Source organism: Coleofasciculus sp. FACHB-542 (assembly GCF_014695825.1).
Lineage (GTDB): Bacteria > Cyanobacteriota > Cyanobacteriia > Cyanobacteriales > FACHB-T130 > FACHB-T130.
Genome location: NZ_JACJPB010000044.1, coordinates 162,186 through 177,137, shown reverse-complemented (window position 1 = coordinate 177,137; position 14,952 = coordinate 162,186). Strand labels below are relative to the sequence as shown.

Sequence of the window (14,952 nt, the reverse complement as noted above, 5' to 3'; positions counted from 1 at the left end):
TCTTGCTTTTGCCTTTTACTTTTTGCCTTCTTCAGAGATGTTTCATCAAAATTAACTCCAACTGAGGAATGCCTATCGGCTTGCTGAGATAATCATTAGCACCAGCCTCTAGAAAACGGTCTCGATCTTCTGCCATTGTATTTACCGTCACCATTACCACTGGCAGTCTTTCCAGTTCCGGCTGCTGTTTTAAGTCTTTTAGTAAATCTAACCCGCTGTATCCACCGGGTAAATTTACATCCAACAAAATCAGATCGGGCTGGAAGTTTCGCACCCGCTGGAGGAAATCCGTCCCATCAAGCAAATGTTCGACGGTATGGCCTACGACTTGGAGATAGTCTTGCAACAGCAACCCACTATTTTCATCGTCTTCCACAATTAGAATTCGTCCTTTGCCAGGGATAGAAAAAGGGTTGGCGGCGGCTTTTAACTCGCCTTTTAACTCGCCATTGTTAAGTCCAGAAGACAATGAAGAAGAATCGCCCCCCTCGCTTGGAAACTGATAGATGGAGACTGATTCATTGCTCATATCGGGCAGATATAGAGTAAACTCACTGCCTTTTCCTAGGGTTGAGGAAACCGTCACATCTCCACCATGAAGTCGGGCTAAACTGCGAGTCAGTGACAACCCCAAACCAGTGCCAGCAAACTGCCGGTTCAGTCCGCTGTCCAATTGGCGAAATGGCTCAAATAACAATGACAGCTTCTCAGGGGCAATACCAATGCCCGTATCCGCTACGGTAAACGCAATGCATCCAGGCTGCTTTTGCACAATTAGGGAAACTTGACCCGATGGTGTGAACTTAATTGCATTCGATAGCAGATTCAATAACATCTGCTTTAGACGTCGTTCATCGGCGACACAAACATCAATTTCTGTGTCAATCTGACTGGTGAGTTGTAGCCCTCGTTCGTAGGCTTGTTCCCGCATAATCGTAACGATGTATTCGCACAAATTCGGCACGATAATTGGCATCGGGCAGAGTTTCTCTTTGCCTGCTTCGACTTTAGAAAGGTCAAGAATATCGTTAATCAGCGATAGGAGATGTTCGCCACTGTTATTAATGCAGGTGACATACTCTTTCTGTTTCTCATTGATTGTGCCAAAAATTTCTTGCCGCAGGATGTGAGAGAGTCCTAAGATGGCGTTAAGGGGCGTTCGGAGTTCGTGGCTCATGGTGGCAAGGAATTCACTTTTTGCTCGACTTCCCGCTTCTGCCGCTTCCTTTGCTTCCCGCAGTTCGATTTCTTTGTTCATGCGATCGCTAATGTCATACACGACCGCTTGCAACACTTTTCGGTTGTCCAGCTTGATTGCCGTTAGCGTCACCTCTGCCGGAAAATCTTTACCATCCAACGTCCGATGAATCCAATCAAAGCGACAGTTGCCTTCTGTTAGGGCAGTGGTAATGCGATCGCAAGCTAGAGTCAGGGAATCTTGACCATCGGGCTGAGTTGGTGGTGAGAATGTGCTGGGATGTTTGCCGCAAAACTCCTCCAAGCCATTACAGCCAAATAGGTGTAGGGTTGCACTGTTGCAATTGAAAATTTCTTGTTCATCCAACAGCATCACCGCCGCGCTGGTCGATTCATAGAGCGTTCGGAATTTGGTTTCCGATTCTTGCAGTGCCTTTTCTGCTTGTTTGCGCTCGGTAATGTCTCGCGTCGTATTGACCGCCAGCAGGACTTTCCCCCTGTCATCGCGGATTGCCGCCCCATTGATACTTACCCACTTGCGCTCTCCATTGAGACCGTGTACCACCAGCTCCTGATCGGTAAAAACTTCCCCTTGAAGTGCCCTTGTTAGAGGTAACTCCGACCGACGAGGGCGGGAACCATCTGGGTTCCGGACTTTTAATTTAGTTAAAAAATTCTTGACGTGAGGCATAGAGCCTGGAGCGGAGGTAGGTGTAACACCATTCCCGACCAGACCATATATCTGCAATGCCGCCCGATTTAACAGCACGATTTGACCATCGGGTTGGGTGACAGTAATTCCCTCTTGAATGGAATCAAGAATGGCTTCCAGCAGTGTTTTTTCCTGAGCGAGTTGCTGAGTGCGCTCCTGAACGAGGCTTTCTAGCTGTTCAAGCTCGTGGGCATTGTAGAGTGCGATCGCTGTCTGTCCAGCTAACTGTTGCAGCAGTTGGATTTCCCATTCTAAGAACGGCGGACGCGGCTTGATCGAGCCGACGACTAGATAGCCGTAGAATTGCTCTCTTACGAAGATAGGAGCCAAGAGCATCGTACTTGGTCTCGTTTCCGCGCAAAGCGCTTGATAGGCTGGGGTCAACCAAAAGTCAGTAGTGTTTGCGATCGCTACCGGACGGTTTTCGAGCAACTCACTTCGCACCGTTTCCCAGCCTTCTACGGACAGGGTTGTCCCTTGTAGGGGCGATTGAGAAATCGGCTTTACAGCATCTGATAAATGGGGCCAATACTCCGCTTCAATGTAAACTCGGTTTGATTCCGACAAGTCTCGGACTACCATGCAGAAATCGCAGCTCATCGGGACTGCCGTCTGTCGGACAATTTCATCAACGACTGATTTTGGATCGAGATTAGAATTTAAGGCAGTCGTGATGCGGTTTACTAAGGCTTCTCGCTCCAGTTGTTGCTGCAAGGCTCGCTGGGTTTGTTGGAGTCGTATCTGCATCCGCTGACGCTCAATGGCATATCGCACGGTGCGGAGCAGCAGATGGCTATCGGCATGACCTTTGACGAGATAGTCTTGCGCTCCTTCTTGTACAGCAGAAAGCGCGATCGCTTCATCGGCTAGCCCCGACATCACCACAATCGGCACTTCTGGTACAGCATTGCAGACTCGTCTGACGGTTTCTAAACCCTGAGCATCTGGCAGCGATAAATCTAACAAAATCACCCCGATCGATAGTGGGAGGCGATCGCCTTTCAGCTCAAAAGGTTGCTGGTTCGCTGGTTGGTTAAACCTTTCAATCTTCAACTTCTGAACGTTCAACCCTTCTGAACTGACGAGGCAATCCAGGGCTTCTGTGAGCGTTTGAACGTGGATCAGCGTTATCTGGGGAGCATTGACTTCCCGCAGCAGTTCCCGCACGAGACGGGCATCGCCAGGGTTATCCTCCACAAGCAATACGGCGATCGGTTCAGTCTGCATGGGTTGCACTCCAATTCTTTTACTGGAGGGTCTTCTTCCAGCATTTCCCCTCTCTTTCGGCAGCGTTACCATCTTTATGAGCTAAAACTTCCAGGGTTACTTTGAAAATTCTTAGGAACCAATCCACCTCTACTGGCTTGGTAATGTAATTGAGATGCTATGTATTGTAAATATTTTAATCTTTCATCAATGTTATCGGGATTACTTGCGGAGTCCCTCCAGTGTGCTGGTTTGGCTTGTTTTTTGCCCACACTCGATCAATATTTTTTTAGAATTCGTATCTACAAGCATGATGTCTGACCCTACCTACAGGGTGAATTTACTATACTTCGCCCCCTGAAATGCCACGTTTGAGAAGTTGGTTATGACATTATCCCTCTGTACAGGCTTTCCGATTCGGGCGGCAATTTCTTAGGATTTGCAACAGTAGCTTCTTGACCGAATAAATAACTCCTCGTAGTTGCCGATACGACTTTTAAAAAATTTCTAAATTCTTAAAGCTTGTAAAGCTAATAGTTGGTCATTTTTTTGCTTGAATGATTGCTAAAATTAAATTTTTTTAAGACTTTCTAAATAAAAATAAATTTTGTACGTCTAATTTTTTTACTGGATGTTAAATTAGTGATATAGTAGCAATCTGATTTGAGCTGTAAGATGCCAGCAGTTCAGATACCCGACTTCTCTAAGAAGTCAGGTATCTCGCCTTTAGAAACCATTTAGGCTGGCTATATATATTATTAAATTAAAAGAATTTTAGTTGACAAATGCACCTAAGCTAGGTTTATTGTTTAGCCAAAAAAACAGTAATTTGTCCTATATCTGAAGACTGATTTCTGATGAGGGATGTAATCAGAACTGGGATAGATGTGTAATAGAAAATATAAAACATCCTTAGAAGGCAAACAATAATTATGACTTGGTTAGAAAGGCAATTTGGACCACAGAATACCAGCACAGAAGGAGACAGCAAACATGACGCTCAGGCTGTCGAAGAACAAATGAGTCCAGGACTTACGGGTGAGTATGATTGGGAGTTGCGTGAGAAGGCTGGGATGCATAAACCTCCAACATTGCCAGAATACATGGGCTTTGAGGGGGAATACGATGCTAACGGATTAGCTAAGCGCGTTGCTGCTGCATTTGATCAAGAGCCGAACCTCAAAAATATTGACACTCTTGAAATCGCTCAAGACGGTGGCACGATTATCCTCACGGGTTCTGTACCCGATCAATCAATTTTGAGCCATGTCGAAGCGGTTGCTGCCAAAGTAGATGGCACCAAAGCAGTAGACCTTCACCAAGTGGAAATTAAAACCCACGAAGGTTCCGTCCGATAAAATTAGAAAGGTCTGCTGTTAGTGGGAGATAAAGATTGGCTCAGCTGCAACGATTAGCGATCGCTCCCTCTCAATTTCAAAACCAGCAAATTATCCTGACTGCCGAACAACAGCATTACCTCAGTCGGGTGTTGCGGTTGCGGGAGGGCGATCGCTTTATCGCAATGGATGGACAAGGGCACTGGTGGCTGGCGAAGCTGGAGGCGAATCAGGGGCAGCTTCTAGAGCCGATTTCCGTCCAAACTGAGTTGCCCTGCTCGATAACCCTAATGGTTGCGTTGCCAAAAAACGGCTTTGATGAAGTGGTGCGCTACAGTACCGAGCTAGGGGTGGTAGCGATCGCGCCCGTCGTGAGCGATCGCACCCTGCTCAATCCCAGCCCCCAAAAACTCGAACGTTGGCGGCGAATTGCCCAAGAAGCCGCTGAACAGTCAGAACGTCAAATCGTTCCCACAATTTTAGAACCCGTTTCCTTTTCGGCTGCTTTGTCTTCACTCAAGATTAATTCTTCTTCGACAAGGGACAAGAATTATATCTGCGTTGCTCGTGGAGATTCTCCTCATTTACTCGATTGCTTGATTCATCTGTTGCCGCAAGAGACTTCTCCCCCAACCCATCCCCTGCAAGGAGATGGGAGTCCGGCTCCCCCTTCCCTACAAGGGAGGGGCGCTGGGGGGTTAGGTTTTTCAGGTGCAAAATATGAGAACAAAGAATCAAGAACAATTATTATCGCTATTGGGCCAGAGGGAGGCTGGACACCAGCAGAAGTCGAACAAGCGATCGCTTCTGACTTCCAACCCGTTTCTCTAGGGCGTCGTATCCTGCGATCTATTACCGCCCCAATGGTCGCCTTATCTCTGGTAGCTGCGGCATGGGAATCAGAAATTAGAGAGATTTAAGCTACGGTTCAATGCACAATTAGAAATGAAGGATGCTTCAACTTTTAATTTTTAATTGTTATTTTTTTAATTACTGTAATGCTTGAACAACTTGCGGAAGCTTTCGAGCGCAAAGACTATAAAACCGTTGCCTGGTTACTCAACCATCTGGTAAAACAGATGCCGCAAAATCCTTTAGTACAGTTTTATGTGGGACGGCTGTACGAAGAAACGGGCAAGTTGGAGGCGGCAGAAAATGCCTATCGGCAACTGCTACGGGAAACCACCAATCCCAAGATTATGACTCAAGCTCGTCAAGGATTGGGACGTATAGAAGCGATCGCCCAACAAAAAAGACGAGACGCGATCGCTCAAGCCACCGCCGCCCCAGAAGACACAGAACCAGGCGTCTTAGTTCTAGAAGCCGTTAGCGCTGAAAAGAAACAGGTCGCCGCCCAACAGTTAGCTCGAATCGTGCAGATAGACCCTTACACCGCACGGCTACAACTTCCCAGTCGCGGCTGGCGGTTGTACCGAACTGGTCCGGTAGGAGAACTGCGATTCTACAGTCAACAGATGCAGCAAGCCGAAATTCCCAACTTCTGGGCAAACCTTGCAGATGTTCGGAAACTTAACGTTTTTCGCGTCAGCCATTTCCTTTCAGCTTCCCCACCTAGCGTCGTTTGCGAGAACGAACACGGTCAGACAGGTTCCCTGACCTTCAACTGGTCAGAAGTCAGACAACAAGTGCAAGGACTCTTACCAATCTTTGGCGAAGTCATCGACCAAGATGCTCGTCGCCAACTGCAATGGAAAACTCAAACCCAAGACTATGCCCAATTGATCGACTTGCATCTTCCTTCCAGACACAGTATTCTTCGCCTTTGCGATAGCAACTACCAGTTTGGGCAGGGGATTTCCTTCAATCCACAGCCGACTCAACCCAATCAAGCGACCAACCGCAGTCATTGGAACAATTTACTTCATTTTCTAGAAGGACATTTGCCCCAGACGCCGATTTGGGCAGATTTTACAGATTTTGCTCAAACTGCCCTAGATCGCACAGAAATTCTAAAAAGTCTCAAATCTCATATCGACTTATTTCGGCGTGAAGAAACCCTCTGGGACCCAGCTTTCCAACTGTACAGTGGGCTGGTTTTCCTCAGAGGGTCAAAGAATTAAAAAGCAAATCAAAAATTAGACAACAAGCCTGCTAATTTTTAATTTTTAATTATTTTTTCACCTGACGCGCCATGTCCATGAAGTTGCTCATGCTGGGACCGGGACGCCGACGAGTATTAGAGCTAGAAATTGGATTCAAGTATTTCGGAGCAAACGTGGTATCGGATTGGCTTTGACCCTTGCCGTTGATAGGTGCTGCTGGTTTCTCAGCAACCACTGCCTCAACACCTTCAGCCGTCTGAATTAGCTCTACTGGGGGTCTTTGAGCAATTTCTTTCGGTTCTGAGACTTCTTTAGAGTTTGATGAATTCTTGGATGCAGCCCCTACAAGTTCTGGGGTTGCTTGAGGCTTCGATGAATCTTTTTGTCCATTAGACGCAGATTTAGAAGCGGATGCAGATGCCTTCGCGGGTTCCGGCTTCTTCGATTCTGATGTTTGGGCTTTGACTGGTTCTGGCTTCTTCTGGCTCTCTTGCGCCGCTGGTTTTGCGTCTTTGGACTCTTCTAGCTCCATGTAGTATCCACCAGACTTCTTACGAGGAAGAGCAGCAGCCTCGTTTCCTTCAGATTTCTTAGAGCCAAAAATTCCACCAATGAAAGCAGTAATGCCGCCCAACAATTTTTTGATAAAACCAAACATTTAGTATTACTCCTGAGATTTAAATGACGATGTTGACTGATTCCCGAAACATTGGAGCAAGCTATTCTATTTTTGATGCAAGACTGGTATCGCCAAGGATAAGCTCAACTGCTCAGCTCAGAAAGCAGCCGCTTTACAATATGGACAAAGCGTTTCTATCGTTGCAATTTGCGATCCAGATCGGATTATGAAGTTTTACGGCGGACAAACGCAAGATTCCCAGATAGTTCTTTACAAAAATTTACAAATTTTGTTTTAGTAAGTACAGTTACCCAGCCAGTTAGCTCTGGAAAACGCTCTTTTGTTGCAAGAATTTACATTAATCTCAGATTTTAAGCCACAGCCACTCGACAGGCTGTCCTAAACCAACCCCAGCCGCGATCGCTCGTGTCTAAGCTGGGATTATATGAGATTAATTCCTGGCAAAATGAACAGTGCCCCTAAGCGCAATCCTGTATTGCTAATTCACGGCATCAACGATACGGCTGCTGTATTCCATAAAATGGCTCCTTACCTGGCACAGCAAGGCTGGTCTGTATACGACCTCAGCCTCACCCCCAATAATGGTGCGATGGGTCTGGACTCTCTAGCACAGCAGGTTGCTGATTACGTTGCCAAGACCTTTGCACCCGACCAACCATTTGATTTGGTCGGCTTCAGTATGGGAGGCATCGTTAGCCGCTACTACGTGCAGCGACTAGGGGGCATTAACCGGGTGCAGCGTTTTATTACCATATCAGCACCCAACCACGGAACGTGGGCGGGCTACTTTCACAATGGGCTTGGCTGCGTTCAGATGCGCCCTGATAGCGCTTTTCTACAAGATTTGAATCGGGATGTGGCGATGCTGGAACAGGTGAATTTCACCTCGATCTGGACGCCTTTTGATTTAATCATTCTGCCACCGAATAGTTCGGAAATGCCCGTCGGTCAAAATCTACAGGTGCCAGTATTGCTGCACCCGTGGATGATTACAGATGCTAAGGGGGTTAAGGCTGTGGAGAAGGCACTTTTAGAACCACTGAAGCGCGATCGCGTAGCGTCTCCTAATGGGAATCGCCAATCTCGGCATACTCCCGAACCCCGAAAATTGCCTCGGCATGAGAGTAATATTTGAACTCCATCAGGTTATAAAACGGATCTTCGAGGAAGAAGGTGCAATGTTCGGTGAGTTGACCGGGAAAGCGATGTTTCGGCTGCTGATAAAAGTGCAACCGTCGCTGTTGTGCCCGTTCTAGCAAGCTTTCCCAGTCAGCAATTGATGTAAAAACCAGCCCAAAGTGTCTGGGATAAATCCCTCGTTGCGGGGTAATCGGTTCTTTGCTAACGTGACCTACCAGCTGATGACCGTAGAGATTCAGAATCAAGGCATCGCGGGTTTCACGCCCAACTTGGCAGCCGAGTCCATCAGCGTAGTAGGCTTTCGCTTGGGCAACATCGGAGATGGGAAAAGCAAGATGAAAGATTGTTGGGTTCATCGGTAATATTCTGAGTGCTGTGCTTTTGCGGCGCTTTACTTGCAAGCGAAGATCAAGGGTGATATCGCTAATACATACATCCTTCACTTGGGGTTCCTTTTTGCGCCTCTCTCACGGACGAGAGTATTGTGAAAGAGTGTTATAAATTCAAGATTTTTACAGATGCTCTCTACCATTAATTCTTTCAATCCCTGGTTAGTTGCAGTGGGATTGAATACAGTTTTGTTAGCGATCGCCTATTTCGCCCCTAAAAAGTTACTTACCCCTGCCGGATTCCTGCACGCTTGGGCGCTAGGCGTCATTATCTGGGGTACCCTTGGCTGGCAGGGATATTTAGTCGTGATGTTCTATTTTCTCGTAGGTTCTGCCGTCACGCGCATCGGCATGGCTCAAAAAGAAGCCGAGGGAATCGCCGAGAAACGGTCTGGGGCACGCGGGCCGGAGAATGTCTGGGGTTCCGCCCTCACGGGCACTCTATGCGCCTTAGGAACGGTACTGGTGAGTTATTTAGGACAACCTCAATGGGTGCCTTTTTTACTGCTGGGCTATGTAGCCAGTTTTAGCACTAAGCTTTCGGATACCTGCGCCAGCGAAGTCGGGAAAGCTTATGGTAAACGGACGTTTTTGATTACAACCTTACAACCTGTAGCCAGGGGAACAGAAGGGGCAGTCTCTTTGGAGGGAACAATCGCTGGAGTAGTAGCATCGGTTGCGATCGCTTGTGTTGGCTGGGGCGTTGGTGCGATCGATCTCATCGGGGTGGTTTGGTGCATAGTAGCAGCGTTTATTGCGACCAATTTGGAAAGTGTCATTGGTGCTACGCTGCAATCTCGCTACGATTGGCTTACCAACGAAGTAGTGAATTTTCTCAATACCTTAATCGGCGCGATCGCTGCAATTTTGTTTGCTTTAGCATGGTACTCGTTTACTCTGTCTACTGCGGGGATTACTTGAAAGTAGAATAATTTCTAGCAATCTTTAAACGGATGGCTGCTGACGTTGATAAAGCGACCAATATAGCCCTTTTTTTTGCATCAATTCTAGATGAGTTCCTTGTTCCATTAGTACCCCTTTCTCTAAGACCAAAATCAAATCTGCCCTTTTGAGCGGCTCAAATCTGTGGGCAATCATAAAAACTGTACGGTTTCGGGAAATCGCTTGTAAATTTTGTAAAACTTGCTGCTCTGTTTCGCTATCTAAGGCGCTAGTTGCTTCGTCGAGAATTAAAATAGGAGCCTGAGATAAGAATAAACGAGCTAAGGCAATTCGCTGACGCTGACCACCAGATAAAGCGGTGCCTCGTTCTCCGACGTTATTCTCGTAACCGTGGCTTAGTTCGCCGATAAAGTCATCGGCAACGGCTAACCGTGCGGCTTCTACAACTTGCTCGGTGGTAATCTCTGAATTGCCTAAAGTAATATTTTCCAAGATGGAACCGTTAAAAAGAAAATCTTCTTGGAGAACTACACTAATTTGTTGGCGCAAGGATGCTAAATCAGCACTTTTAATATCAAATCTATCAATGAGAATCCGCCCTGATTCAATTGGATAAAGTCGTTGCAAAAGCTTGGAAAGGGTACTTTTACCAGAGCCACTTCGCCCGACAATGCCGACAAACATTCCCGGTTCAACAGTGAAGGTAATTCCTCGCAGGATTGGTTCTTGATTGGATTGATAGCGGAAGAAAACCCGATCGAAGGTAACTTTACCTTTCAGAGGGGGAAGGACTAAACCCGATCCGGGTTCGGCTTCAGGGGCAACGTTGAGAATATCTCCAATGCGGTCTACAGAAAGCAAAACTTGTTGAAGATTTTGCCACAATTGCACTAACCGTAAAAGTGGCCCGGTCATTCTTCCCGCCAGCATTTGAAAAGCAACTAGCTGACCAATTGTGAGCTGATGGTTGATGACTAGCGCAGCTCCAAACCAGAGAATGAGTAAGTTGGAAAAATTAGTCAGAAAGTCACCGATATTGTTACTAATATTGGAGGTGGTAGAAGCTTTAAAGCCGGTGCGGATGAAACGGGCAAATAAACCTTCCCAGCGATCGCGTGCGGTTCCTTCGGCTGCATGAGCCTTCACTGCATGGATTCCCGTCACCGTCTCTACAAGAAACGATTGGCTATCCGCACTGCGGTTAAAGGTTTCATTCAGCCAGTTCCGGAGAATCGGCGTCGCCACCAATGTCAACATCGCAAATAGCGGAATCACTGCCAAGGCAACGAAGGTAAGCTTGACATTGTAGTAAAACATCAGCGCCAGGTAGACAACGGCAAAGATGCTATCTAAGATGACAGTTAACGCCGTTCCAGTGAGAAATTGGCGAATATTTTCCAGTTCTTGTACTCGCGCTACCGTATCTCCAACGCGGCGAGACTCAAAATAAGCTAGTGGTAGCCGCATCAAGTGGCGAAACAATTGAGCAGATAAACTAAGGTCTAAGCGTCGTGCAGTGTGGGTAAAGATGAATAGCCGCAAGATGCCTAGAATCGCCTCAAAGATAGCAACGCTCAAAAGCGCGATCGCCATCACATCCAAAGTCGGTAGGCTTTCCTGCACCATCACCTTGTCAATAATCACTTGAGTGATTATTGGCGTCGCTAAACCCAACAGCTGCAACGTGAAAGACGCAACCAGCACTTCCCCCAGTAAACCCCGGTAACGCCAAACTGCTGGTAAAAACCAACTAAGGTTAAATTTGTCTTGTTGCTGAATTAATTCAACTTGCCACAGTTGCCCATCCCAAGCAGCTTCAAGTGAAGCAAGAGGAATACTTTCGCAAGTTTGACTGGGGTTGAGAGGGTTAGCGATGATAACGCGATCGCCTTTTACCTCGTATACCACTACCCAATGTTCCTGGTTCCAATGCAACAAAGCCGGAAAAGATAGCTGCTGCAATTCGCGCCCAGATACTACCAAGCGTCGCAGATGTAGCCCTATTTTCTCACTGGCTTCTACAAGCTGTTTCGGGCGTTGTCCCCGCAACTGACGTTGTATCCACTCTAGAGAAGCTGGATTTTGTAAATATTGCGCCACCATTGTTAAGCAAGCAGCCGCTGAGTTAAGGCTAGAAATAAACGGATAATTACTTACAGGTATCCTCGTTTCGGTTTCTATCGTTGCCTCTTCGCCGCTAGATTTCACACCGCTAGATTGCTGCCAAAAGCTATCAAGTTCTGGAGATGAAGCTTCGTTCCATAACGCCGTATCCCAACGCACTACCACAACTTCTTTGCTAGAGGCGATCGCTTTAAATCCCAGGAATTTCTGCAAGTCGCCGAACCAATCTCCCGCCTCTAAAGTTGCCAGCGGTTTCGCTACTCCTTCTTCCCGCAAACGCACCTTTCCAGACACAATTAAAAACTGGTTGCCCGGACAATCTTTAGACCAAATTTTTTCCCCTAACCTGTAGGAACAGATTTCGGCTTGCGTTTGGAATTTTGCTTGCTGTTCGGATGTCAGCAAGCTCAGAGGTGGAATATTCCAAGGCAAATTCCTAGCGATTTCAACACTACTCAACTGATTTGCAGTTTGACCGTTAAGGTTTGAATTTTCTGTGCTAGCCATTGCTCAAAAAGTTCATTCTGTAGTGCTTCCTTTAGCTGACTATCTTCTAACGAAGCTGGCAGGAATTTCTCAACTCGAAACAAAGCCCAACGTTCTTCGAGTTTTAATGGCTCTAATAACCGCCCTGGACTCGCGGTATCAATCGCGGCTCGGATTTGGTCTGGAAGCGTTCCTCGGCTGACTGGCCCCATCATTCCATTTACAATCCGATCATCTGTGAGAGAATACTCTTGAGCTAATTGTTCAAAGCTGGCTCCCTCTTCAATTTGACTATATAATTCTTCAGCTAATTCTTGTTGAGCCACCACAAGACGAGAGAGTACCACCCGATCTAGAAATAGCTTGCGTTCGATGAAATATTTTTGCAGTTTCGGCTCTGCAATCTGAGCTTTGAGCTTGGTTAGCTGAAAACCAGATTTTACCTGATTGTGGAATGTTTCGTAGTCGATTCCGCTGCGAGCAAGCCATTCTTGGAAACTCTTGGGATCTGCTAGATTTTGCTGCAACCGAAAATCAATCACTGCTTGCTCAATTGTCGCCAAGCTAATATCTAGCTTGAGGTTTTTTAGTTCTTTATCCACAACGTACTGACGGAGGATTTCTCCAATAAAGGAACTGAGTTTACCAGAAAGTTGCAGATATTTTAGAGCTTGTTCAAGGGAAATTGATTGGTCATTTACAAGCAGAAAATGTACAGATTCCATAAAATCAAGAATTGAGGGAATGTTTATCTTTTCTAAAATTATGAGTAATTATATACAGGAGAGATGTCCGCTCCACAAAAAGCTTTATCATAGACGCAATCTGCCGATTTTCTGTCTATGAGCTATTGCCTGAATTCAGGTTGCAACAAGCCTCAAAACCCTGTTGGCACAAACTTTTGTACAAGTTGCGGAACGAAGTTACTGCTCAAGGATCGATACCGCGCGATCGCGCCTCTGGGTGAGGGTGGATTTGGTAAAACTTTCTTGGCTGAAGACGTAGACAGGCTGAAAGCGCCTTGTGTAATTAAGCAATTTTTGCCACTGCCAGAGATTCAAGGCAATTCAGCGGCGATGCAGAAGGCAACCCAGCTATTTGAGCAAGAAGCGAGGCAGCTACTGCAACTGGGAGAACAACATCCACAAATTCCTAGTTTATTTGCCTATTTCGAGCAAGATAAACGCCTGTATCTGGTGCAGCAATATATCGAAGGGCAGGAATTAGGTCAAAACTTGGAACGGCAGCAAGCATTCACAGAAGAGCAAATTCGAGATTTATTAAATGATTTATTGCCGGTGCTGCAATTTGTCCACGAACATCAGGTGATTCACCGGGATATCAAGCCGACGAATATTATTAAACGTAAAAGAGATGGCAAATTCGTCCTAATTGATTTTGGCATTTCTAAAAAATTAACAGTCGGCACTGGTTTAACTAAAACAGGCACGAAAGCTGGCACAGAAGGCTACGCACCCATCGAACAATTTCGCAGCGGTAAAGCTTATCCAGCCAGTGACTTATACAGTTTAGGCGTTACCTGTATTCATCTGCTGACAGCAACCAAGCTTGATGAACTTTACGATCCATTAGAGGGCTGCTGGCTATGGAAAGAGCATCTGAGGGAAAAGGGGAAAAATGTCAGCAGTCAACTGAGTCAAGTTTTGGATAAGTTACTGAAAGATTATGTGAAAGAACGCTATCAATCAGCAGATGAAGTGTTGAAAGACTTGAATGCTGTACCTACCCCACCACCGCTAAAGGCACAAGCGACGACACCTGCGCCACCACCGCCAACGCCAAAGCCCCAGAATTGGAGATGTGTCCGCACGCTTACCGGGCATTCAAGCTGGGTTCGCTCTATAGCTATCAGTCCAGATGGGCAGACTGTTGCCAGTGGCAGTCAGGACTACAGCATCAAGCTGTGGCAGGTGGACAGTGGCAAGCTGATTCACACCCTCACCGGGCATTCAAGCTGGGTTCGTTCTATAGCTATCAGTCCAGATGGGCAGACTCTTGCCAGTGGTAGTGGAGACAGCACTATTAAACTGTGGCAGGTGGACCGTGGCAAGCTGATTCGCACTTTCACGGGGCATTCAAGGTGGGTTCATTCTGTTGTTTTTAGTCCGGATGGGCAGACTCTTGCCAGTGGTAGTGGGGACAAAATCATTAAGCTGTGGCAGGTGGGCAGTGGCAAGCTGATTCGCGATTTTACGGGGCACTTAGACTATATTTTTTCCGTTGCCTTTAGTCCGGATGGGCAAACTCTTGCCAGTAGCAGTCAGGATTACACTATCAAGCTGTGGCAGGCGGGCAGTGGCAAGCTGATTCGCACTTTCACGGGGCATTTAAACCGGGTTTATTCAGTTGCTTTTAGTCCGAATGGGCAGACTCTTGCCAGTGGTAGCGGAGATAAGACTATCAAGATTTGGCACTTGGAGACTGGTAAGCTGATTCACAGCCTCACTGGATATTCAAATTCGGTTTGTTCCGTCGCTTTTAGTCCGGATGGGCAGACTCTTGCCAGTGGTAGTGGAGACAACACCATTCAGAATTGGTCGATTGACAGTGGTAAGCTGATTCACACCCTCAGAGGGCATTCAAATTTGGTTTATTCAGTTGCTTTTAGTCCGGATGGGCAGACTTTAGTCAGTGGCAGCGAGGACAAGACTATCAAGATTTGGCGGTGCGATTAGCTGGGTAAGAACTGATGTAAAGCGCGATTAACTGGGCGAGAACTGATGTAAAGCGCGAT

General features: G+C 46.7%; 11 protein-coding genes. 6 read left to right on the top strand and 5 right to left on the bottom strand.

Annotated features, from left to right (window positions below):
- Nucleotides 1-31 precede the first annotated feature (31 nt).
- On the bottom strand, nt 32-3,136 hold the full coding sequence (locus H6F52_RS17530; RefSeq protein ID WP_190536245.1) for a response regulator: 3,105 nt from the start codon (nt 3,134-3,136) through the stop codon (nt 32-34).
- Between the two features lie 911 nt (nt 3,137-4,047).
- Between H6F52_RS17530 and H6F52_RS17525 the strand changes: the two genes are divergently transcribed.
- The 3 genes from H6F52_RS17525 to H6F52_RS17515 all read left to right on the top strand — a co-directional run bounded on the left by H6F52_RS17525 (nt 4,048) and on the right by H6F52_RS17515 (nt 6,533).
- Complete coding sequence (locus H6F52_RS17525; protein WP_190536244.1) at nt 4,048-4,473, top strand: BON domain-containing protein; 426 nt, start codon at nt 4,048-4,050, stop codon at nt 4,471-4,473.
- Between the two features lie 35 nt (nt 4,474-4,508).
- Nucleotides 4,509-5,372 carry an RsmE family RNA methyltransferase gene (locus H6F52_RS17520; RefSeq protein ID WP_190536243.1) on the top strand — a complete coding sequence of 288 codons (864 nt, stop codon included), beginning with the start codon at nt 4,509-4,511 and terminating at the stop codon, nt 5,370-5,372.
- A gap of 78 nt (nt 5,373-5,450) precedes the next feature.
- Complete coding sequence (locus tag H6F52_RS17515) at nt 5,451-6,533, top strand: tetratricopeptide repeat protein (protein WP_190536242.1); 1,083 nt, start codon at nt 5,451-5,453, stop codon at nt 6,531-6,533.
- 49 nt (nt 6,534-6,582) lie between these two features.
- On the opposite strand, the gene H6F52_RS17510 is transcribed toward H6F52_RS17515, so the two are convergent.
- Nucleotides 6,583-7,173, bottom strand: a complete 591-nt coding sequence (locus tag H6F52_RS17510) for a hypothetical protein (protein WP_190412739.1) — start codon at nt 7,171-7,173, stop codon at nt 6,583-6,585.
- A 427-nt stretch (nt 7,174-7,600) separates the two neighbouring features.
- Here H6F52_RS17510 and H6F52_RS17505 point away from each other — a divergent pair, with 427 nt between their 5' ends.
- Nucleotides 7,601-8,290: a triacylglycerol lipase gene (locus tag H6F52_RS17505; protein WP_190536241.1), complete on the top strand. Its 690-nt coding sequence runs from the start codon at nt 7,601-7,603 to the stop codon at nt 8,288-8,290.
- Here H6F52_RS17505 and H6F52_RS17500 read toward each other — a convergent pair.
- Nucleotides 8,220-8,651, bottom strand: a complete 432-nt coding sequence (locus H6F52_RS17500; RefSeq protein ID WP_190527898.1) for a VOC family protein — start codon at nt 8,649-8,651, stop codon at nt 8,220-8,222. The two genes, H6F52_RS17505 and H6F52_RS17500, sit on opposite strands and share 71 nt — an antisense overlap.
- Nucleotides 8,652-8,813: 162 nt before the next feature.
- On the opposite strand from H6F52_RS17500, the gene H6F52_RS17495 reads away from it, so the two are divergent.
- On the top strand, nt 8,814-9,605 hold the full coding sequence (locus H6F52_RS17495) for a TIGR00297 family protein (RefSeq protein ID WP_190536240.1): 792 nt from the start codon (nt 8,814-8,816) through the stop codon (nt 9,603-9,605).
- A gap of 24 nt (nt 9,606-9,629) precedes the next feature.
- Here H6F52_RS17495 and H6F52_RS17490 read toward each other — a convergent pair whose 3' ends face one another.
- Complete coding sequence (locus H6F52_RS17490) at nt 9,630-12,218, bottom strand: peptidase domain-containing ABC transporter (protein WP_190536239.1); 2,589 nt, start codon at nt 12,216-12,218, stop codon at nt 9,630-9,632.
- Nucleotides 12,167-12,922, bottom strand: coding sequence for a peptidylprolyl isomerase (locus H6F52_RS17485; RefSeq protein ID WP_190536238.1), 756 nt, complete (start codon nt 12,920-12,922; stop codon nt 12,167-12,169). The genes H6F52_RS17490 and H6F52_RS17485 overlap by 52 nt, the downstream gene beginning before the upstream one ends.
- A 117-nt stretch (nt 12,923-13,039) precedes the next feature.
- On the opposite strand from H6F52_RS17485, the gene H6F52_RS17480 reads away from it, so the two are divergent.
- The gene (locus H6F52_RS17480; RefSeq protein ID WP_190536237.1) at nt 13,040-14,893 is read left to right on the top strand and encodes a serine/threonine-protein kinase; all 1,854 of its coding nucleotides are present in this window, start codon (nt 13,040-13,042) and stop codon (nt 14,891-14,893) included.
- Nucleotides 14,894-14,952 lie beyond the last annotated feature (59 nt).